This window comes from Monashia sp. NPDC004114, from assembly GCF_053603855.1.
In genome coordinates this window covers 23,913-45,374 of sequence record NZ_JBSGGK010000021.1, presented here as the reverse complement: position 1 = coordinate 45,374, position 21,462 = coordinate 23,913, and the positions used below count along the sequence as shown (strand labels likewise).

At 70.3% G+C, this 21,462-nt stretch carries 19 protein-coding genes; 12 read left to right on the top strand and 7 right to left on the bottom strand.

The window, feature by feature from the left end; all coding sequences use genetic code 11:
- Positions 1 to 9 precede the first annotated feature (9 nt).
- From rhaS to ACWEOW_RS21325, 9 genes are all read left to right on the top strand, one after another.
- On the top strand, positions 10 to 1,053 hold the full coding sequence (gene rhaS, locus ACWEOW_RS21365) for a rhamnose ABC transporter substrate-binding protein (protein ID WP_452271261.1): 1,044 nt from the start codon (positions 10 to 12) through the stop codon (positions 1,051 to 1,053).
- 89 nt (positions 1,054 to 1,142) lie between these two features.
- A complete protein-coding gene (locus tag ACWEOW_RS21360; protein WP_452271260.1) occupies positions 1,143 to 1,508 on the top strand; it encodes an L-rhamnose mutarotase in 366 nt (121 codons plus the stop codon).
- 9 nt (positions 1,509 to 1,517) lie between these two features.
- Complete coding sequence (gene rhaI, locus ACWEOW_RS21355; RefSeq protein ID WP_452271259.1) at positions 1,518 to 2,681, top strand: L-rhamnose isomerase; 1,164 nt, start codon at positions 1,518 to 1,520, stop codon at positions 2,679 to 2,681.
- A 4-nt stretch (positions 2,682 to 2,685) separates the two neighbouring features.
- Positions 2,686 to 4,725 (top strand): bifunctional aldolase/short-chain dehydrogenase, encoded by a 2,040-nt coding sequence (locus ACWEOW_RS21350; protein ID WP_452271258.1) that lies wholly within the window; start codon positions 2,686 to 2,688, stop codon positions 4,723 to 4,725.
- Between the two features lie 4 nt (positions 4,726 to 4,729).
- Positions 4,730 to 6,169 carry a rhamnulokinase gene (locus tag ACWEOW_RS21345; RefSeq protein WP_452271257.1) on the top strand — a complete coding sequence of 480 codons (1,440 nt, stop codon included), beginning with the start codon at positions 4,730 to 4,732 and terminating at the stop codon, positions 6,167 to 6,169.
- A gap of 31 nt (positions 6,170 to 6,200) precedes the next feature.
- Positions 6,201 to 7,013 (top strand): (Fe-S)-binding protein, encoded by an 813-nt coding sequence (locus ACWEOW_RS21340; RefSeq protein ID WP_452271256.1) that lies wholly within the window; start codon positions 6,201 to 6,203, stop codon positions 7,011 to 7,013.
- Positions 7,010 to 8,524 carry a lactate utilization protein B gene (locus tag ACWEOW_RS21335; RefSeq protein ID WP_452271255.1) on the top strand — a complete coding sequence of 505 codons (1,515 nt, stop codon included), beginning with the start codon at positions 7,010 to 7,012 and terminating at the stop codon, positions 8,522 to 8,524. Before ACWEOW_RS21340 ends, ACWEOW_RS21335 begins: the two co-directional genes overlap by 4 nt.
- Entirely contained in the window at positions 8,521 to 9,129 is a 609-nt protein-coding gene (locus tag ACWEOW_RS21330) for a LutC/YkgG family protein (RefSeq protein ID WP_452271254.1), read from the top strand. The genes ACWEOW_RS21335 and ACWEOW_RS21330 overlap by 4 nt, the downstream gene beginning before the upstream one ends.
- A gap of 45 nt (positions 9,130 to 9,174) precedes the next feature.
- Complete coding sequence (locus ACWEOW_RS21325) at positions 9,175 to 9,750, top strand: polysaccharide deacetylase family protein (protein ID WP_452271253.1); 576 nt, start codon at positions 9,175 to 9,177, stop codon at positions 9,748 to 9,750.
- 54 nt (positions 9,751 to 9,804) lie between these two features.
- On the opposite strand, the gene ACWEOW_RS21320 is transcribed toward ACWEOW_RS21325, so the two are convergent.
- Entirely contained in the window at positions 9,805 to 11,226 is a 1,422-nt protein-coding gene (locus tag ACWEOW_RS21320) for an alanine/glycine:cation symporter family protein (protein WP_452271252.1), read from the bottom strand.
- Between the two features lie 89 nt (positions 11,227 to 11,315).
- Between ACWEOW_RS21320 and glsA the strand changes: the two genes are divergently transcribed.
- The 3 genes from glsA to ACWEOW_RS21305 are packed head-to-tail and all read left to right on the top strand — an operon-like array spanning position 11,316 to position 14,586.
- Positions 11,316 to 13,121, top strand: coding sequence for a glutaminase A (gene glsA / locus ACWEOW_RS21315; RefSeq protein ID WP_452271251.1), 1,806 nt, complete (start codon positions 11,316 to 11,318; stop codon positions 13,119 to 13,121).
- A gap of 21 nt (positions 13,122 to 13,142) precedes the next feature.
- Positions 13,143 to 13,685, top strand: coding sequence for a DUF6328 family protein (locus ACWEOW_RS21310; RefSeq protein ID WP_452271250.1), 543 nt, complete (start codon positions 13,143 to 13,145; stop codon positions 13,683 to 13,685).
- 4 nt (positions 13,686 to 13,689) lie between these two features.
- Entirely contained in the window at positions 13,690 to 14,586 is an 897-nt protein-coding gene (locus tag ACWEOW_RS21305; RefSeq protein ID WP_452271249.1) for a Dyp-type peroxidase, read from the top strand.
- Positions 14,587 to 14,590: 4 nt separating this feature from the next.
- Here the strand turns inward: ACWEOW_RS21305 and ACWEOW_RS21300 are convergent, their stop codons facing one another.
- The 6 genes from ACWEOW_RS21300 to ACWEOW_RS21275 all read right to left on the bottom strand — a co-directional run bounded on the left by ACWEOW_RS21300 (position 14,591) and on the right by ACWEOW_RS21275 (position 21,381).
- Positions 14,591 to 15,595 (bottom strand): N-acetylglucosamine kinase, encoded by a 1,005-nt coding sequence (locus ACWEOW_RS21300; protein ID WP_452271295.1) that lies wholly within the window; start codon positions 15,593 to 15,595, stop codon positions 14,591 to 14,593.
- Positions 15,595 to 16,869 carry a 6-phospho-beta-glucosidase gene (locus tag ACWEOW_RS21295; protein WP_452271248.1) on the bottom strand — a complete coding sequence of 425 codons (1,275 nt, stop codon included), beginning with the start codon at positions 16,867 to 16,869 and terminating at the stop codon, positions 15,595 to 15,597. Before ACWEOW_RS21295 ends, ACWEOW_RS21300 begins: the two co-directional genes overlap by 1 nt.
- The gene (locus ACWEOW_RS21290) at positions 16,866 to 17,705 is read right to left on the bottom strand and encodes a carbohydrate ABC transporter permease (RefSeq protein ID WP_452271247.1); all 840 of its coding nucleotides are present in this window, start codon (positions 17,703 to 17,705) and stop codon (positions 16,866 to 16,868) included. Before ACWEOW_RS21290 ends, ACWEOW_RS21295 begins: the two co-directional genes overlap by 4 nt.
- A complete protein-coding gene (locus ACWEOW_RS21285) occupies positions 17,705 to 18,715 on the bottom strand; it encodes a carbohydrate ABC transporter permease (protein ID WP_452271246.1) in 1,011 nt (336 codons plus the stop codon). The genes ACWEOW_RS21290 and ACWEOW_RS21285 overlap by 1 nt, the downstream gene beginning before the upstream one ends.
- A gap of 8 nt (positions 18,716 to 18,723) precedes the next feature.
- Positions 18,724 to 20,067, bottom strand: a complete 1,344-nt coding sequence (locus tag ACWEOW_RS21280) for an ABC transporter substrate-binding protein (RefSeq protein ID WP_452271245.1) — start codon at positions 20,065 to 20,067, stop codon at positions 18,724 to 18,726.
- 69 nt (positions 20,068 to 20,136) lie between these two features.
- Positions 20,137 to 21,381: an ROK family transcriptional regulator gene (locus ACWEOW_RS21275; protein ID WP_452271244.1), complete on the bottom strand. Its 1,245-nt coding sequence runs from the start codon at positions 21,379 to 21,381 to the stop codon at positions 20,137 to 20,139.
- Positions 21,382 to 21,462 lie beyond the last annotated feature (81 nt).

Sequence of the window (21,462 nt, the reverse complement as noted above, 5' to 3'; positions counted from 1 at the left end):
TCGCTGAAGATGCACACCGTTACACGCCGCAGCGCCGTGCTCGGCGCCGCCGCCCTGTCGATGGCTCTGGCCCTGACGGCCTGCGGCAAGGCAGAGACGCCCGCCACCTCGGCCGGCACCTCCGGCAGCACGGGCGGCGGCAAGGCCCTGAACGTCGTCTTCATCCCGAAGAACCTCGGCAACCCCTACTTCGACGCCAGCGACGCGGGCGGCAAGGAGGCGGTCGAGTCTCTCGGTGGCACCTACTCCCAGGTCGGCCCGCAGACCGCGAGCCCCGACGCGCAGGTGCAGTACATCAACACGGCTGCCCAGCAGCACGTCAGCGCGATCGTCATCTCGGCGAACGACCCCAAGGCCATCGGGGACGCGCTGACCCAGGCGAAGCAGGCCGGCACCAAGGTCGTCACGTTCGACTCGGACACCGACCCGCAGTACCGCGACCTCTACGTCAACCAGGCCTCGCCCGACGGCATCGCCAAGGCCCAGGTGGACGGCATCGCCAAGGAGATCGGCGACTCCGGTGAGATCGCGATCCTGTCCGCGTCGGCCAACGCGACGAACCAGAACACCTGGATCGACCTGATGAAGAAGGAGCTGACCAAGCACCCCAACATCAAGCTGGTCGACACCGTCTACGGCAACGACGACGACCAGACCTCGTTCGACAAGACCGCGGCGCTGCTGCAGACCCACCCGAACCTCAAGGGCATCATCAGCCCGACCACGGTCGGCATCGCGGCCGCGGCGCGCTACCTGTCGACCTCGGACAAGAAGGGCAAGGTCGCGCTGACCGGGCTGGGCACGCCGAACCAGATGCGCGAGTATGTCAAGAACGGCACGGTCAAGGAGTTCTACCTCTGGAACCCGACCGACCTGGGCTACCTGGCCGGGCAGGCCGCGGCTGCGCTCGTCGCCGGCACGATCACCGGCAAGGAAGGCGACTCCTTCAAGGCCGGCCGTCTCGGCGACTACAAGGTCGGCGCCAACGGCGAGGTCCTGCTCGGTGACCCGACCGGGTTCAACTCCGGCAACATCGACAAGTTCAACTTCTGACCGACACCTGACGCACCAGCCGGGGCCATGACGTGGCATCCCCACACGGCACGCGTGGCCCCGGCTGCTGCCCGACCCGAGAACCCCTCATGCACCGCGTCTGCTTCCAGCTCCAGGTCCGCCCCGACCGCCTCGACGAGTACCAGGCCCGGCACCGTGCCGTGTGGCCCGAGATGCTCGAGGCGCTGCACCGGACCGGCTGGCACAACTACTCCCTGTTCCTGCGCCCCGACGGCCTGCTCATCGGCTACTTCGAGACGCCATCGCTCGAGGCTGCCCGCGCCGGGATGGCAGAGACCGATGTCAACGCCCGATGGCAGGCGGAGATGGCCGAGTTCTTCGTGGACCTCGACGACACGACGCCGGACCAGGGCTTCGTCCAGCTCGAGGAGATCTTCCACCTCGAAGACCAGCTCGACCAGCTCGACCAGCCCACCACCCACGACCAGATGTGAAGTGACGACATGACGACGTTCGAATCGATCTCCGACCGGCTCGGAGAGCTCGCCATCGAGGTGCCCTCCTGGGCCTACGGCAACTCCGGCACGCGGTTCAAGGTCTTCGGCTCACCGGGCACGCCCCGCAACGTCGAGGAGAAGATCGCCGACGCCGCCGCCGTGCACCGGTTCACCGGCCTGGCCCCGACGGTGGCCATCCACATCCCGTGGGACAAGGTCGACGACTACCGCAAGCTCGGCCTGTTCGCGGCCGAGCACGGCGTCGAGCTCGGGACCGTCAACAGCAACACGTTCCAGGACGACGAGTACAAGCTCGGCAGCCTGACCAACGCGGACCCCGCGGTGCGGCGGCGGGCGGTGGAGCACAACGTCGAGTGCATCGAGATCATGAACGAGACCGGCTCTCGTGACCTGAAGATCTGGCTCGCCGACGGCACCAACTATCCCGGCCAGGGCGACATGCGCCAGCGCCAGGACTGGCTCGCGGAAGGGCTCGCGGAGATCTACTCGCACCTGTCCGAGGACCAGCGGATGGTGCTGGAGTACAAGTTCTTCGAGCCGGCCTTCTACCACACCGATGTCCCGGACTGGGGCACCTCGTACGCCCACGTGGTCGCGCTCGGCGAGCGCGCGATGGTCTGCCTGGACACCGGTCACCACGCCCCGGGCACGAACATCGAGTTCATCGTCGCCCAGCTGCTGCGGCTCGGCCGGCTCGGCTCGTTCGACTTCAACAGCCGGTTCTACGCCGACGACGACCTCATGGTCGGGGCGGCCGACCCTTTCCAGCTGTACCGGATCCTCGTCGAGGTGGTCCGTGGCGGCGGTTTCGGCGCTGGCTCGGACGTGGCGCTGATGCTCGACCAGTGCCACAACATCGAGAACAAGGTGCCGGGCCAGATCCGCTCGGTCCTCAACGTCCAGGAGATGGTGGCGCGGGCGCTGCTGCTCGACACCGTCGCGCTCGACGCGGCGCGGGAGTCGGGAGACGTGCTGCTCGCGAACGAGATCTTCATGGATGCCTTCTACACAGACGTGCGGCCGGCGCTGGCGCAGTGGCGTGAGGGCCGCGGCCTGCCGGCCGACCCGATGCGCGCCTACCTGGCGAGCGGATACCAAGAGCAGATCGAGCGCGACCGCGTCGGCGGCGCGCAGGCAGGATGGAACTGAGAGCATGTCCCCGAACAGCGTTGTCGCAGAGCTCATCTCGCGGTCGAACCGCCTGGGCGCTGACCCGAAGAACACCAACTATGCGGGCGGCAACACGTCCGCCAAGGGCGTCGAGACCGACCCGGTGACCGGCCGGGACGTCGAGCTGGTCTGGGTCAAGGGCTCTGGGGGCGACCTGGGCACCCTGAAGCCGGAGGGCCTCGCGGTCCTGCGGCTGGACCGGATGCGCGCACTGGTGGACGTCTACCCGGGCGTGGAGCGTGAGGACGAGATGGTCGCCGCGTTCGACTACTGCCTGCACGGCAAGGGTGGCGCGGCCCCGTCGATCGACACGGCGATGCACGGGCTCGTGGACGCGGCGCACGTCGACCACCTCCACCCCGACTCGGGGATCGCGATCGCCACAGCGGCCGACGGCGAGGAGCTGACCAAGCGGATCTTCGGTGACCGCGTCGTGTGGGTGCCGTGGCGCCGCCCGGGCTTCCAGCTCGGTCTCGACATCGCCGCCATCAAGGCGGACAACCCGCAGGCCGTCGGCTGCATCCTCGGCGGTCACGGGGTGACCGCGTGGGGCGCGACCAGCGAGGAGTGCGAGCAGAACTCGCTGTGGATCATCCAGACCGCGGCGGCATACATCGACGACCACAGCAGGCCGGAGCCGTTCGGCCCGGAGCTGCCCGGGTATGCCGCCCTGCCGGAGAGCGAGCGGCACGCGAAGGCGGCGGCGATCGCGCCGACGATCCGCGGGATCGCGAGCACCGACCGGCCGATGGTGGGCCACTACACCGACTCCGACGTCGTGCTCGACTTCCTGGCCCACGCCGAGCACCCGCGGCTCGCGGCCCTCGGCACGAGCTGCCCGGACCACTTCCTGCGGACCAAGGTCAAGCCGCTGGTCCTCGACCTGCCGGCGACGGCGACGGCAGAGGAGATGGTCGCCCGGCTCACGGAGCTGCACGAGCCGTACCGCGAGGACTACCGCGGCTACTACGACCGTCACGCGACGGCGGACAGCCCGGCGATCCGCGGTGCGGACCCGCTCATCGTGCTCGTGCCGGGCGTGGGCATGTTCTCCTTCGGCAAGGACAAGCAGACCGCGCGGGTCGCGGGTGAGTTCTACGTCAACGCGATCAACGTGATGCGCGGCGCGGAGGGCCTGTCGAGCTACGCCCCGATCGACGAGTCGGAGAAGTTCCGCATCGAGTACTGGGCGCTCGAGGAGGCCAAGCTGCAGCGGATGCCCAAGCCCAAGCCGTTGGCGACACGCATCGCGCTCGTCACGGGTGCGGCCTCCGGCATCGGCAAGGCGATCGCGAACCGCCTTGCGGCAGAAGGGGCCTGCGTCGTGGTTGCCGACCTCGACCTGAGCAGGGCAGAGAGTGCCGCGGCTGAGATCGGCAACAGCGACGTCGCAATAGGAGTGCAGGCGGACGTCTCGGACGAGTCGGCCGTGCAGGCCGCCGTCGACGCGGCCGTGCTCGCCTTCGGTGGCCTCGACCTGGTCGTCAACAACGCCGGGCTGTCGCTGTCCCGGTCGCTGCTCGACACGAGCGTCGCCGACTGGGACCTGCAGCACAATGTCATGGCCAAGGGCTCGTTCCTCGTCTCGCGCGCGGCGGCCAAGGTCCTCATCGACCAGGGCCTCGGCGGCGACATCGTCTACATCTCGAGCAAGAACTCGATCTTCGCCGGCCCGAACAACATCGCCTACAGCGCGGTCAAGGCCGACCAGGCTCACCAGGTGAGGCTGCTCGCGGCCGAGCTCGGCCAGCACGGCATCAAGGTCAACGGCATCAACCCCGACGGCGTCGTCCAGGGATCCGGCATCTTCTCCAGTGGCTGGGGCGCCAACCGCGCCGCCGTCTACGGGGTCGACGAGAAGGACCTCGGCGCGTTCTACGCCCAGCGCACCCTGCTCAAGAAGGAGGTCCTGCCGGAGCACTGCGCGGCGGCGGTCTTCGCGCTCGTCGGGCCCGACCTGTCGCAGACCACCGGCCTGCACATCCCCGTCGACTCCGGCGTCGCCGCAGCGTTCCTCCGGTGACGACGTGACGTCGCTGGCGGCGCGTGTCGCAGCGATCGACCTCGGCGCCACGAGCGGCCGGGTCGTCCTCGCCGAGGTCGGCCCGGACCGCCTCGAGCTGCGGGAGACCGCGCGCTTCGCCAACGGCCCGCTGCGGCTGCCGTCCGGCCTCCACTGGAACCTCCCCTCGCTGTATGCCGGCGCGCTGGGTGGTCTGCGGGCCGCCGGTATCGAGGCGGTCGGCTCGGGCGGCCTGGCGAGCATCGGGATCGACTCGTGGGCCGTCGACTACGGGCTCGTCCGTGGCGACCGTCTGCTCGGGCTGCCGTTCCACTACCGCGACGAACACCGCGGCGACGCGGGCCCGTCCGCGGTGCACGCCCTCGTCGGGCCGGAGGAGCTCTACGCCCGAAACGGCCTGCAGTTCCTGCCGTTCAACACGGTCTACCAGCTCGCCGCCGACCCGTGGGTCGCCCTCGCCGACCACGTGCTGCTCGTCCCCGACCTGGTCGCATGGTGGCTCACCGGCCGGATGGCGGCCGAGCGCACCAACGCGTCGACGACCGGCCTGCTCGACCCGCGGAGCGGTGCGTGGGACCGCGACCTTGCGGACCGGATCGGCCTGCCGGGGCGGCTGCTGCCCGACGTCGTCGACCCCGGGACGACGATCGGCGTCCTCACCGACGGCGTGGCGGGCGAGACGGGTCTGCCTGGAGTTTCCGTGGTCGCCGTGGGCTCGCACGACACGGCCTCCGCGGTCGTCGGCGTTCCTCTGGAAGGCGAGGCGTCGGCATACCTCTCGCTGGGGACCTGGGGCCTGGTCGGGGTGGAGACGGACCAGCCGGTCATCACCGACGCGGCGCGGGCGGCCAACTTCACCAACGAGGGCGGGGTCGACGGGCGGACCCGTTTCCTCACGAATGTCATGGGCACCTGGATCCTCAGCGAGACGCTGCGGGCCTGGGACCGCGAGGACGGGCTGCCTGCAGGCGGGAACGACCTCACCGGGCTGCTGGCGGCGGCCGCGAGCGTCGCCCCCTCCTCGGTGCCTGTGGTCGACGTGCAGGACCCGCGCTTCCTGCCGCCGGGCGACATGGGGGAGCGGATCGCGACGTGGTGCATCGACCACGACGTCCCTCCGCCGACGTCGCGCCCGGCCGTGGTGCGGACCATCCTGGAGAGCCTCGCCGAGGCCTACGCGCGAGCCGTGGACACGGCTGCGGGGCTGACCGGGCGACGTGTAGACACGATCCATGTCGTCGGTGGGGGCTCGCAGAACGCACTGCTGTGCCAGGCGCTCGCCGACCGTTCCGGCTGTACGGTGGTGGCGGGTCCGGTCGAGGCGACCGCGCTGGGCAACGTCCTGGTGCAAGCACGCGCGGCCGGTGTCGTCGGACCCGACCTCGGTGCTATGCGCGAGCTCGTCGCCCGCACGCACCAGCTGCGCCGGCACCAGCCTCGATGATGATGCCCACCGGGCCGCAAGGAGAGTTCGCGTGAAGGTCGCTGTCCTGGTCACCTGCATCAACGACGCCCTCTTCCCCGATGTCGGCAAGGCGGTGTTCCGGCTGCTGCGCCGACTCGGCGTCGACGCCGAGTTCCCGCAGGCCCAGACCTGCTGCGGCCAGCCGATGGTCAACACCGGCTATCTGGACGAGGCTGTCCCCGTCGTGCGCTCGTTCGTGTCCGCCTTCGAGGGTTATGACTACGTCGTGACCCCGTCTGGCTCGTGCGCGGGGTCGGCGCGCCATCAGCACGCGATCGTCGCCCGCCGGTCCGGCGACGCCGGCCTGCAGGCGGCCGTGGCCCAGTCGGCGCCTCGGGTTCTCGAGCTGAGCGAGTTCCTCGTCGACGTGCTCGGGGTCACCGATGTCGGCGCAACCTTTCCAGGGCGGGTCACCTACCACCCGACGTGCCACAGCCTGCGCATGCTCGGCGTCGGCGACCGGCCGACCCGGCTGCTCCGCGCGGTCCGTGGCCTCGAGCTCGTCGAGCTCCCTGACGCCGAGTCGTGCTGCGGTTTCGGCGGCACCTTCGCCGTCAAGAACGCCGACGTCTCCGTGGCCATGGGCCGCGACAAGACGCGGCACGTGGAGGAGTCCGGGGCGGCGATCCTCGTGGCGAGCGACTCGTCGTGCCTGATGCACATCGGCGGCCTGCTGTCGCGCCAGGGATCACCGGTACGGGTGATGCACCTGGCCGAGGTGCTGGCGATGGACGATGGTGCGGCGGGTGGCGCGACGGATAGCGCGACGGATGGCGCGACAGATAGCGCGACGGATGGCGCGACGGACGGGGTGACGGCATGACCGCGACCTTCGTGGGGATGCCCGCCTTCCCCGAGGCGGCGCGAGCGGCCCTGGGAGACAAGCAGCTTCGTGACAACCTGGCCATGGCGACCGGGACGATCCGCCGCAAGCGCGCCGCGGTCGTCGCCGAGGTGGACGAGTGGGAGGAGCTCCGGCTCGCCGCCGCCGCGATCAAGGACCGGACGCTGCGCCACCTCGACGAGAACCTGGTGCGGCTCGAGGAGTCGCTGACGAGCAGGGGCGCGGTCGTGCACTGGGCGCGGGACGCGGCCGAGGCCTGCGCGATCGTCGCCTCGGTGGCCAAGCAGCACGAGGTCCGCGAGGTCGTCAAGGTCAAGTCGATGGCCACCCAGGAGATCGGCCTCAACGAGGCGCTGGAAGCCGAAGGCATCGCGGCCTGGGAGACCGACCTGGCCGAGCTCATCGTGCAGCTCGGCCACGACCTTCCGTCCCACATTCTCGTCCCGGCGATCCACCGCAACCGCAAGGAGATCCGCGAGATCTTCCAGCGGGAGATGGGCGCGGTTGGACGTCCGGCGCCCGCGGACCTGACCGACGACCCTGCGCGCCTCGCGGAGGCTGCCCGGCTGCATCTGCGCGAGAAGTTCCTGAGCGCCAAGATGGCCGTCTCCGGGGCGAACTTCGCCGTCGTGGACTCCGGCACTCTCGTCGTCGTCGAGTCCGAGGGCAATGGGCGGATGTGCCTGACCCTTCCCGAGGTGCTCGTCTCGGTCGTCGGCATCGAGAAGCTCGTGCCGACGTGGAGCGACCTCGACGTCTTCCTGCGGCTGCTGCCCAGGTCGTCGACGGGCGAGCGGATGAACCCCTACACCAGCACCTGGTCCGGGGTCACTCCAGGCGACGGCCCGCAGGAGGTCCACGTCGTGCTCCTGGACAACGGTCGGACCCGCGCGCTCGCTGACGAGATGGGGCGGCAGGCGCTGCGCTGCATCCGCTGCTCGGCGTGCCTCAACGTCTGTCCCGTCTACGAGCGGACCGGCGGCCACGCCTACGGCTCGGTCTACCCCGGGCCGATCGGTGCGATCCTCAACCCGCTGCTGCGCGGTGTCGGCTCGGACGACCAGGTCGACTCGCTCCCGTACGCCTCGACCCTCTGCGGCGCCTGCTTCGAGGCCTGCCCGGTCCGCATCGACATCCCGTCCGTGCTCGTCGACCTTCGTGCGCAGGTCGTCGACGCCCACCGTCCCGGCCGCTCCTCTCATCGCGGTCGGCTTCCGAAGGCGGAGGCGGTGGCGATGAAGGGCGCGGCCTGGGTCCTCGGGAGGTCCAACCGGCTGCGCCCGCTGGAGCGGCTCTCCGGGTTGGGCTCGTCGCTCGTCACCTCGCGCAAGACCACGGACGCTCGCGGCTCCGGCGTCGTCACCCGGCTCCCCGGACCGGGACGGCGGTGGACGGCCACTCGCGACCTGCCCGCTCCGGCCAAGGAGTCGTTCCGCGCCTGGTGGGCGCGCACGTCCGGTGGCCGAGACGACGAGAGTGAGGGCCGATGAGCAGCCCCGAAGGACAGTCGGCCCGTGACGCGGTGCTCGCGGCGGTCCGGTCAGCGGTCGCCGGGGCCCCGGCCGCACCGCCGACACCGGAGGCCGTGCCCGGAAGGGTCGGGGTCGCCGACATCGTCGGGCTCTTCGTGGAGCGGGTGGAGGACTATCGCGCCGAGGTGTCCCGCTGCCTCTCCGCGGACGTGGAGGCCACCTTGGCCACGGCTCTGGGCGACACGGCATACGTCGTCGTGCCCGAGGGGTTCCCGTGGACCGTGCCGGGCCAGGTCGCCGACACGGACCTCTCGGCGAGCGAGCTCGACCGGATCGACGCTGTCGTGACGACCGCGGCCGTGGCGGTCGCGGAGACCGGCACCATCGTCCTCGACCACGGCCCGGGGCAAGGCCGGCGTGCCCTGTCGCTGGTCCCGGACCGGCACGTATGTGTCGTGCGGGCCGAGCAGGTGGTCGCCGACGTGCCTGAGGCGGTCACGGTGCTCGATCCCGTTCGACCCCAGACCTGGATCAGCGGGCCGAGCGCGACGAGCGACATCGAGCTCAACCGCGTCGAGGGCGTGCACGGCCCGCGCCACCTCCACGTCATCGTCGTCGACTGAGCCCTGTTGGCGCACCACGGCACCTGACCGACCGATGAGCGACCGATGAGCGACCGGACGCACCCCCGGGTCGCCCTCACGTTCGACGACGGGCCCGGGCGGCATACGGCGCGGCTGCTGGAGGTGCTCGCGGCACGCGGGGTCCGGGTGACCTTCTTCCTGGTCGGGCGCGAGGTCGAAGCACGCCCCGACCTCGCGCGCGCACAGGTCGCCGCCGGGCACGTGGTCGGCAACCACAGCTTCACGCATCCCGACCTGACGGCGCTCGAGCCGGGGGAGCTCGCCGACGAGATCGACCGCACGTCCGACGCGATCGCCGCGGCGACCGGCAGCCGGCCGACGCTGGCACGACCGCCCTTCGGCGCCACGAACCCGACCGTCGCCGGGCTGCTGGCCGACCGGGGCCTCGCCCAGGTGCTCTGGGATGTCGATAGCGAGGACTGGAGGGGCCACGACGCCCGGACGACGACCCGGACCGCCCTTGAGGGCGCACGGGACGGGGCGGTGGTTCTCATGCACGACACGCAGGAGACGACCGTCGACGCTGTCCCGGGCATCGTCGACGGCCTGCGCGAGCGCGGCTTCACCTTCGTTACCGTCCCTGACCTCGCCGACCACTAGGCGCGCGACACGGTCCCCGCGCCGGCGCACCCGCCACGTCCTCGACCAGGGGGGCTACCAGACCTCGGTGTCGAGGGGACGCTCGAGCTGCGGGTTGTCCTTGGCCCGGAACAGCGGCACGCGACCGGCCCGCAGAGCCCCCTCGTAGTCGGCGAGCGCGCCGAAGGCCCACTTGCCCAACAGCACGATGGCCACGAGGTTGACCAGCGCCATGAGTGCCATGGCGACGTCGGCGATGGCCCAGACGGCATCGAGCGCGACCACGGCTCCGAGGCCGATGGCCGCGAGCACGACGACCCGGAACGCGTTGATCACTCTCGGCCCGGCGCCGAGGAAGGTCATGTTGATCTCGGCGTAGGTGTAGTTGCCGAGCACCGAGGAGTACGCGAAGACCGTGACGAGGATCGTCATGAGGTACGCGCTCCAGTCACCGAGGTGCGCTGCGACCGCGGCCTGGGTCAGCGACGCGCCTTGCGCGGACGTCGTGACGCCCGGGTCGTAGACGCTGGTCGGTGCGAGCAGGATCATGATCGCGGTCGCGGTGCAGATGACCATCGTGTCGACGAAGACGCCGAGGCTCTGGATGAGGCCCTGGTTGACCGGGTGCGCCGTGGTCGCCGTGGCCGCGGCGTTCGGGGCGCTGCCCATCCCCGCCTCGTTCGAGAAGAGCCCGCGCTTGACGCCGTTGAGCAGCGCCGCAGCGACCCCGCCCGCCACACCTGCTGCTGCCGGACCGATCCCGAAGGCGGCGGTGAAGATGTCGCCGATGATGCCGGGCACCTTGCCGATGTTGAGGATGAGGATCAGCACGGCGAGACCGACATAGGTCAGGGCCATGACCGGGAGGACCAGCTCGGCCACCCGCGCGATGCGGCGCACGCCACCGAAGAGGACCGGCGCGGTGAGGACCACGAGAACGATCGCGAGCGTGCCCTCGCCGAACCGGTCGTCGCGCATCACGTCGGTGATCGTGTTCGCCTGGACCATCTCGAAGGCGATGCCGAACGCGAAGATCAGCAGGACGGCGAAGAGTATGCCGCCCTTGCGCGACCGCAGGCCGCGCTCGATGTAGTACGCCGGGCCTCCGCGGAAGCTGCCGTCCTCGTTCGGCACCTTGAACAGCTGCGCCAGCGTGGCCTCGACGAGCGCCGTCGCCATGCCGATCAGCGCGACGCACCACATCCAGAAGATGGCGCCCGGACCGCCCAGGGTCAGGGCGATGGCGACGCCTGCGATGTTGCCGGTGCCGACACGCGACGCGAGACCGATGCAGAAGGCCTGGAAGGACGAGACCCCGCCCTCGGCGCCCTCGCGCGAGCCGCGCAGCAGCGAGACCATCCGCCCGAACATGCGGAACTGCACGAAGCGCGTCCTGAACGTGAACCAGAAGCCGGCGCCGAGGAGCACCCAGATGAGCAGGTAGCTCCACAGGAAGTGGCTGACCGGGTCGATGAGCCGTTCCTGGATGAAGTCCACGTGCCCCTCCGATAGCATCCGTTCCAGGGTCACGGTCAGCATTTCACGCCGTATGCCGTGGCGTATCCGCTTCCGCGGGGGAGGTGCCGGTGGTCGACAGCCCGGTCCAGGACATCCTCGACCACATCCACCGCGAGGCGCTCGGCCTCGACGAGGGCGCTGTCGCGACGTACATCCCGGAGCTCGCGCAGGCCGACCCCGACGCCTTCGGCCTTGCGCTGTCGACACTGGACGGCGCGCTCTACGAGGCCGGCGACGCCGAGCAGCCGTTCACCATCCAGTCCGTGTCGAAGCCCTTCGTCATGGCACTCGCGATCCAGGACCGGGGCCTCGACACGTTCTTGGCTCACGTCGGGGTCGAGCCGACCGGCGACCCGTTCAACGCCGTGACGCTCGAGGAGGGCACCGGGCGTCCGCTCAACCCGATGGTCAACGCGGGTGCCATCCTCACGACGAGTCTCGTTGCGGGAGAAGACGTCCCAGCCCAGTCGCAGCGTGTCGTCGATGGTCTTTCGGCCTTTGCCGGGAGGCCGCTCTCCGTCGACGAGCGGGTGCTCGCCTCCGAGATCGCGACGGGCGACCGGAACCGGGCGATCGCCTTCCTCATGCGGGGGATGGGCTCCTTCGACGCCGACGTCGAGCGCACCCTCGAGGTGTACTTCCGGCAGTGCTCGGTCCTCGTGACCGCTCATGACCTGGCCGTCATGGCGGGCACTCTCGCGTCGGGCGGCCGGAACCCGTTGACCGGCGAGCTCGTCGTCAGCCCCGAGGTCGTCACCAACGTGCTGTCCGTGATGGTGACCTGCGGCATGTACGACTTCTCGGGCGAGTGGATGTTCCACACCGGTATGCCGGCCAAGAGCGGGGTCGGCGGTGGGATCGCGGTCGTCCTTCCTGGTGCGTTCGGCATCGGGACGTACAGCCCTCGGCTCGACGCGCGGGGCAACAGCGTCCGAGGCGTCGCCGCCTGCGAGGAGCTGGCGCGACACTTCGCACTCCACCTGATGCGCCCGCGCCCGCCCGTCGCGCCCACGGTGCGTCGCCGCCTCTCGGGCAGCCAGGTCCGCTCCCGTCGTGGTCGCCACAGCACCGAACGCGTGGTCATCGCAGAGCATCCCGAGGCGATGGTGGTCTACGAGCTCCAAGGCGATCTCACGTTCGCGGAGGCCGAGGACGTCGCCCGGCAGGTTGCCGTGGAGACGCCACGCTGGCTCGTCCTCGACACGGCCCGCGTCGACCAGGTCGACCCGGTCGCGGCTCAGCTGCTCGACGCGACGGCCACGCGCCTGGCGGCCGCAGGCGTGACGGTCCTCGTCGCCGGGCCGCGGAAGCTCGTGGACGTCCCCATCGACCAGTCGTTCACCACGGTGACGGAGGCCATCGAGTCGTGCGAGGACGTTCTCGTCGCCGAGGCTGGACTGCCTGGGCCCGAGGCGGGAGTTCCCTTGGGGGACAACGACCTCTGCCGCGCTTTGACGGACGATGAGGTCGCCGAGCTGCAGCGCGTCGGCGCACAGCTGGACTTCGCGGCCGGTGATGACCTCACCGGCGACGGGTCGGTGGCATACCCGATCGAGTTCATCACCAAGGGGCAGGTCGCGATCGAGCACCACTCCGGCCCGGGCGCTGTCACGGCATACGACCTCGACAGCCGCGTCACCTCGCGATCTGCGGGTTCCGCGGTCGGTGCGCTCTCGGCGCTCGGCGTCTCGACCGCGTCCACCCGGTTCGTCGCCGAGACCGACGTATCGGTCGTCGCGCTCAGCGACGAGGCGCTCGACGGGCTCCAGCAGGAGCATCCGCGGCTGGCGGCTGCGCTCTTCCGCGCGGTCGCGGAAGCCGTTGCGGCTGAGTACCGCTGGGTCCTGGCCGAGAATGCCGCCCTGACGCGCTGAGGCGCGAGTAGGTTCACTCCTGTGGAGACCTCGGAGCCGCAACCACCCACCGACGAGCCCGACGAGCCCGACGAGCCCGACGATCGCCACGGGGCCGGTGGCTCAGGTGAACGCGACGACGCGATCCCGGCCGAGCAGATCAACCGCAACTGGACCGAGCTGGTCCAGGAGCTCCGGTCGACCCAGACCGGTGTGCAGGTCCTGACCGGCTTCCTGCTCGCGGTTCCCTTCAGCGACAAGTTCGCGACGCTCGACAGCGTGCAGCGGACGGCATACCTGCTCGTCCTGTGCGGAGCCGTCGCCGCGACCGCGGCGACGATGTCACCGATCGCCTACCACCGCATCCTCTTCCGGCGCGGGCAGCGTCCCTGGCTGGTCGAGACGGCGAACCGCGTCGCCCGAGCCGGGCTGGTGCTCGCGGCGCTGACGACCTGTGGCGTGGTCTTCCTCATCTTCGATCTCGCCCTCGGCAGGACGGCCGGGGTCGTGGCCTCGCTCGTGGCCTTCGTCTTCTACGTTGTGCTCTGGTTGGTCGTACCGTTCCGAGCGCATCGGCCATCATGACTCCATGATGGGAACCCCTCAGCCCGGAATCTTCGCCCTCGGAACCGCGTCGCACGCCTACCTCGAGCTCGACGCCGCCGCCGACACCGACGCCCACACGCTGGTCGTCACGCTCGCCGAGGTGTGCGCGGCGTTCACGACCCTGCGAGGGGTCGACGTCGTCGCCGGCCTCCGACCCGAGCTGTGGTCGTCGATCGCCCCGGACGACACGGCTCCCGAGGCGGCTGGCTTCACGGACGCCGTCGTCGGCCCGGACGGCTTCACGATGCCGGCCACCCAGCACGACATCGTGCTGTGGATCGCCGGCGCGGGCCAGGACTCGGTGTACGACGCGACGGTGGCTGCCCGCTCGATGCTTGCGCCAGTGGCCACTCTCGCCGACGAGACCATCGGGTGGTCCTATCACGGCCACTTCGACCTGACCGGGTTCATCGACGGCACCGAGAACCCGCCCGTCTTCGGAGCGGCGCCCGTGGCCGTCGTCCCCGACGGCGAGCCGGGTGCCGGCTCGTCGATCCTGCTGCTGCAACGGTGGGAGCACGACAGCGCCCTGTGGACCTCGCTGCCCGTTGCCGAGCAGGAGCGCGTCATCGGTCGCACCAAGCCGGACAGCGTCGAGCTCGACCCGCGACCGCCGTCGTCGCACGCTGCGCGCACGGACCAGGACGAGTTCGGGCACATCCTGCGGCGCAACGTCGCCTACGGGTCATCGGCGCTGCACGGGACGATGTTCGTCGGCTTCTGCCGCGAGCAGCGCCCCCTGGTCGCGATGCTCGAGAGCATGGCCGGCGTCACGGGGACGCGCGATGCGCTGACGCTCTACACGCGCGCGCTCACCGGCGCGTACTACGTGATCCCGTCCACCGAGGCCCTCACCGCGTTCGCTCCTTCAGTCGAGTGAGGGCTCAGGGGCTCGCGACCGGGGCGAACCGGGCGCGTAGCCGCTCCTCGGCGAGCTCGTTGGCCGGTCCGCCCCCGTTGGCCCCTGCCGCATGCTCACGCAGGCCGATGACCGCTGCGCCGAGGACCGGCGGCGCCAGGAGCAGCACGGGCTGGGTGGGCCGACCCAGGGCCGCCAGCCCGCGCGTCACGGGATCGAGCAACACTGGTTCGCGGGCGGCTAGGACCCCGCCGGCGAGCACCACCGTGGTCGCGGAGTCCGGTGCGGGGTCGAGCCGCTCCAGGCAGACCCGCGCGAGAGCGCAGATCTCGTCGGCCTGCTGCTGCACGACGCGCAGCGCCACCTCGTCGCCCTCGGTCGCCGCCCGGAGCAGCCCAGGCACCAGCTCGTGAAGCCGCTCCTCTCGAATCACGTTCTCACTCAGGGCGATTCCGACGGACGTCGCGTCGAGCATCCCAAAGTGGGTGGCAATCATCCCGGCCAGACGCGTGGGTTCGCCCCGACCGTCCTCGGCACGGACGGCATACCAGAGCGCCTCCTGGGCCAGCCCCATCCCGCCGCCCCAGTCGCCCGTGAACGGTCCCATCGCGGGAAAACGGACCTCGTGCCCGTCGCCGGCGACGCCCGCGGCGTTGATCCCGGCACCACAGATGACGACCACGCCTGTGCCAGAGGGGCTTCCGGCGTGGAGTGCTGCGAGCGTGTCGTTGACGACCACACTGCGGCCGGCCCAGCCGCGCCGCTCGATGGCCTCGGTGAACGCCGCGACATGGCTCGGCAGATCGGCGTTCGCGAGCGCGGCCACAAGTAGGTCGGCGCGGTCGCGACCCGTGGATCCGAGCAGCCGTCGCACCACGGGGTCAAGGGACGACAGCGCACCATCGGCGCCCACCACGTGCGGCTGGAACCCGGGCCCCCGCTCGGTGCCCAGCACTGCACCGGACGACGCGTCGACGAGCAGCAGGTCGGTCTTGGAGTTGCCGCCGTCGATGGCGAGCACGAGGTCCATCACGTCGCCCAGGGCAGATGTGCGCGGTTGTCGGCGATGAGGCGGTCGGCGAGGCAGTCGGCGACGGAGAGCTGCCCCACGAGCGGGTGTGCGAGCAGGGCCTCGACGACTCGCGCGCGGCCCCCATGGAGGGCCGCGTCGAGGGCGAGCCGCTCGTACGCGTGCACGTGCGCGACGAGACCGGCGACGAGCGGCGGCAATGGTGCCTGCGGCACGGGCTCGGCCCCGCGCGCCGTCACGATGGCCGGCACCTCGATGACGGCGTCCTCCGGCAGCAGCGGCAGGGTGCTGCCGTTGCGGACGTTGACGACCTGCCGGCTCGGAGTCGAGGTGGCACCTGTCCCGAGCAGCGCGCCAACGAGATCGACGGCGGCCTCCGAGTAGTAGGCACCTCCCCGCTGCTCGAGCAGCGCCGGCTTGGTCGTGACCGCCGGGTCCCGGTACAGGTCGAGCAGGGTCGCCTCCAGGTCGGCGACGACGCGCGCCCGGCTCGGGCTGTGCCGCTGCTCCTCGACGACCTCGTCATGAGCGTAGTAGTAGCGCAGGTAGTAGGACGGCAACAGCCCCGTGTCGCGAAGCAGACGCTCGGGCAGCTCGAGGTGCTCGGCCAGGTCGGCCGCGTGGTCCTCGATGATGCGCGGGAGGACGTCCCCGCCAGTACCGCCCAGACGGACACCGCGCACCCACGTGAGGTGGTTCAGGCCCACATGGTCGAGCACGACGTCCGCTGGGGTCGCACCCGTCAGCGAGGCGAGGTGTCGCTGCAGCCCGATCGCCACGTTGCACAACCCGATGGCCCGATGTCCTTGCTGCAGAAGGGCTCTCGTGACGATGCCGACCGGGTTGGTGAAGTCCACGATCCACGCGTCGGGGTTGCGTGAGCGGACCAGGTCCGCGATGGCAAGCACCACCGGCACGGTGCGCATGGCCTTCGCCAGGCCGCCGGCCCCGGTCGTCTCCTGGCCTACGCACCCGCAGTCGAGCGGCCACGTCTCGTCCCGCTCGCGGGCCGCCTGGCCGCCGACGCGCAGCTGGAGCAGCACGGCGTCCGCGCCGTCGACCGCCGTGGCGAGATCGGTCGTCGTCGTGAGCGCCGCGGGGTGTCCGTATGCCGTGAGGATCCTGCGCGAGACACCGCCCACCGCCTCCAGCCGGGTCGCGTCGGGGTCCATCAGCGCGAGCTCGTCCACCGGGAGCTGCTCACGAAGGCGGGCGAGCCCGTCGACGAGCTCCGGGGTGTAGGTGGATCCGCCACCGACGACGGCGATCTTCATCCCTTCACCCCCGAGAGGGTGACGCCCTGGATGAAGGCTCGCTGGGCGAACAGGAAGATGAGGACCACTGGGGCCATGACGAGCAGGGTGGCCGCCATGGTCAGGTTCCAGTTCACGTGATGGGCTCCCTTGAAGGTCTGCAGGCCGTAGGACAGGGTCCAGGCGTCGGGGTTCTCGCTGGCATAGATCTGTGGGCCGAAGTAGTCGTTCCAGCAGTAGAAGAACTGGAACAGCGCGACGGCGGCGATCGCCGGCCGGATCATCGGTACCACGACGAGCGCCAGTGTGCGCAGCTCGCCGCACCCGTCGACCCGGGCCGCGTCGAGGTAGTCACGTGGCAGCGTGAGCATGAACTGGCGCAGCAGGAAGATCGAGTATGCATCGCCGAAGGCGAGCGGGATGATGATCGGCCACAGCGTGCCGGTGAGGTGGAACTGCTTGGCCCACACGAGGTACATCGGCACGATGACCACCTGCGGGGGCAGCATCATCGCCGACACGACGAGGACGAAGACGAGGTTCCGGCCGCGGAAGCGCAGCTTTGCCAGTGCGTAGGCGATGGGCACGCTGGACAGCACGGTCAGGATCGTGCCCAGGACGGCATACATCAGCGAGTTACGCCACCACACAAGGAAACCCGGCGTCTGGAACACATCGAGGTAGTTGTCCCAGTGCCACTCGCGCGGCCACAGCTCGGAGGTGAGCGCTTGACGGTCCGACATCACCGAGGTCAGCAGCACGAAGACGAAGGGAAGCAGGAACAGGATCCCCAGGGCGAGGCCGAGCGAGTGCACGGCCACCCACTCGAGGAAGCGGCTCGGCGTCCTGGTGCGCATCAGTCGTCCTCTCCGACGAAGCCCGATCCCCGGCGCAGCAGCAGGCTGGTCACAGCCATGGCCAGCCCGAACAGGACGAGGGACACGACGCAGGCCGACCCCGTGTCGAAGTGCTGGAAGCCGAGCGAGTAGACCAGCTGCGGCAGCGTGAGGGTCGAGCCCTGTGGGTAGCCGGCGTCGAAGGGTGCGCCCGGCTGGTCCGCCCGGCCGCTCGCGACCTGCGCCACCACGACCGCCTGCGTGTAGTACTGCAACGTGGCGATGACGCCGGTGATCGCGGAGAAGATGATGACGGGACGCAGGTGCGGGATCGTGACGTAGCGGAAGGACTGCCACCGGCCGCACCCGTCGAGCTGCGCAGCCTCGTACTGCTCTGTCGGCACGTCGAGCAGGGCCGCCATGAAGATGACCATGAGGTCGCCCACCCCCCAGAGGGCGAGCAGCGTCAGCGCGGGCTTGGACCACGCCGGGTCGTTGAACCAGTCCGGGGTGGGCAGCCCGAGGCGGGCCAGGACCTGGTTGACCGGCCCCGTGCCCGGGTTGAGCAGGAACGCGAAGGCGATGGTCGCGGCGACCGGCGGCGCCAGGTAGGGCAGGTAGAGCACCGTGCGCAGCGGACCCGCGCCGCGGCGGATCTTCGTCACGAGCACGCCGAGCCCGAGGCCGCTGAGGACGCGGAGCGTGACCATGACGAGGACCAGCCACAGCGTGTTGCGCAGCGACATCCAGAAGTCGTCGAGCTGGAAGACGTACTCCCAGTTGCGCAGCCCGACCCAGCTCGGCGGGTTGATCTGGTCGTAGTGGGTGAGGGAGAACCACCCCGTCGAGATCAGCGGGTAGACGAAGAACAGCCCGAAGCCGATGGCCCACGGGGCGAGCAGCAGCGCGGCCGCACGGGTCTCGCGGCGCCGCAGGGAGCCGCCCCGTGAGGGTCGGCGGGTGTCGGTCGGCTCCGCGCGGTCCGTAAGGGGCCGCGCGGCCTGGTGGCGCTGGACGGTGGGGCTCGTCATCGGGTCGGTCAGCCGCCTGCCTGCTGGTTGGCCCTGTTGATCTTGGCGTCGACGTCCTTGAGGCCGGCGGTGATGTCCGCGACGAGGCCGGCCTCCGTCTTGTACGAGAAGTCCTGGATGATCTGCTGGTACTGGCCGCCGTTCGGGCTCGCGGGCGTCGTGTTGGTGTTCGCGTGCTTGGCGATGTCGAGGAACGTCGCGAACGCCGGGTCCTTGTCGAGGTTCGGCGAGTCGAACGCGGCGTGCGTCGAGGGCACGTTGTGGATCGTGTTGGCGAAGGTGACGAGCGCGTCGGTGTCCGTCGTGAGGAACTTGACGAGCTGCCACGCGGCCGCCTGGTGCTGGGAGGTCGTCGGTATGCCGATGACGGTCCCGGCGGTGTAGCCCTTGCCGTACTGGTCGGCCTGGTCGTCCGGGACGGGGAAGGGGGCCGTGCCCCAGCCGAACGTCACGCCGTCGTCCCTGAGGTTGACCGTGCGCCACTCGCCGTCGAGCTGCATCGCGACCTTCTTGGCCTCGAAGGCGTTCTCCGCGGAGAACTCGTCACCGAAGGTGCTCCGGAACTTCTCGAGCTTCGGGTAGCCGCCGAGCTGGACGACGAGGTCCCGCTGCTTGGTGAAGAAGTCGGTGAACTTGGGGTCGGCCGCCAGGTTGGACTTGCCGTCCGAGGTGAGGTACTGCGGGCTCCACTGCGACGCCCAGTGGGCGAAGGCGGTCTCGTACCCGTGGAAGTTGGGCATGAAGCCGAGCTGGTCGTAGCCGTTGGCGGAGGGCTTGGTGAGCTTGACCGAGTCCGCGACGAACTCGGACCACGTCTTCGGCGGCTGGCTGATGCCGGCGGCGGCGAACATGTCCTTGTTGTAGTAGAGCCCGTACGCGTCGCCGAGCAGCGGCAGCGTGCACTGCTTGCCCTTGTACTGCGTGTAGTCGACCATCGGCGCCAGGAACGTCGTCGCCTTGTCGACGCCCGAGGCCTTGAGCAGCGGGTCGAGGTCGATCATGGCGCCGTTGCAGAAGAGCCCGACGTTGTCGGTGGTGAACGACGAGACCACGTCGGGCCCGTTGCCACCCCGGATGCCTTGCAGGATCTTGTCGTCCGCCACGTTGGGGACGGTCTTGACGGTGATGTTCGGGTGCAGCTTGTTGAAGGCGGCGATGTTGTCGGCGATCGCCTTCTTCTCGCTGTCCTGGCTCCAGCCGTGCCAGAAGGTGATGGTCACCTTCTCGTCCGGTGCGGAGACGGCGGCGGTCGGGGTCGTGGACGGCGTCGATCCCGTGCACGCCGCCGTGGCTGCGGCCGCGCTGGCCATCACGACGACGGTGAGGATGCGGCCCGGTGTGGTTCTGCGCATGATCGTGACTCCTCGTTGGCTCGCGTGGCCGGACCGGCCGGCTCCGCGCGGGTGGTGGCGGTGGGGTGGTCAACCGGCGGCGAAGACGGCCTCGCGCGCTCGTTCGAGGGCGGCGCCGAGGGCGCCGGTGAGGACGGGGTTGTCGGCGACGGTGCTGACGACGACGGTCGGGCGGGCCATGGCGAGCTCGGCCAGCTGCGCGGCCACCCGCGAGCGCAGCGGCTCGCCGCCGGCCTGCATGACCGAGCCCCCGAGGACGACCATCGCCGGGTCGACGATGGCGATGATGGATGCGAGCCCGGCGGCATACCTCACCGACAGGTCGGTGAGGAACGCGGACGCGCGTTCGGTGTCCGATTCCGTGGTGGAACGCGAGCCGTCTTGTGTGACAAGGCCGGCGGCTCGTGCGACCACGTCGGATGCGGTGCGCCCCCGGAGCCCGTAGGTGCGGGCGAGGGGCACGGTCTGCTCCGGGCCGGCATACGCCTGGAAGCCGCCGCTGTTCTCCCGCCGGACGCGGCGTACCAGCGCCGCCCCGGTGCCCTGCATGAAGCCGACCTCGCCGGCACCGCCGGTCGCCCCGCGGTAGAGGCGGTCGTCGACCATGAGGGCTCCGCCGAGGCCGTCGCCGACCCAGAAGAGGAAGAAGTCGGAGCAGTCGACCGCCACGCCGGTATGCCGTTCGGCGAGGGCGGCGAGGTTCACGTCGTTCTCGACGTGGACGGGTGAGCCGACGGCCTCCGAGAGCTCGCCTAGGAGCCCGGGGGAGTGCCAGCCGGTGAGGTGCTTGGCGTAGCTGAGGCGTCCGGTCGCCGGGTCGAACGAGCCGGGGGTGCCGATGACGACGGCGTCGAGGTCGGCGACGGTCAGGCCGATCGAGGAGGCGGCGCTCGTCAGCGCATCCATGACGGACAGGACCGCGCCTTTGGTGCGCCGGCCTGTCGGCAGCTCGTGACGGGCGACAACGGAACCGCTCAGGTCGACGATCGCCGCACTGACGCGGGCGGCGGTGACGTCGAGCCCGGCGCCGTGACCCGCCGCGGGGTTGATGCGGTACATCACGGGGCTGCGGCCGCGGCGGCCGTGCTCCTGCCCGGTCGCCTCGACGAGCTGGGCGGCTTCGAGGCGTGAAAGCACCTGTGACGCAGTTGGTTTCGAGATTCCGGTGCGCCTTGCGATCTCGCTGCGGGACTGCTGGCCCTCGGCAGCCAGAAGGGTGAGCGCGGCGTGGTCGTTGAGTGCGCGGATCGTGCGAGACGTGGCCGGCGCCCCGTGCGCGGGTCGTCCGTCCGGTTGTCCGTCACCTGGCGTCATTGCCGGCCTTCCACCAATAGTAAGAGACCTTAACTATTGGGGAAAATAGCGCTGTGCCGACGTCCGGTCAAGAGACCTGGA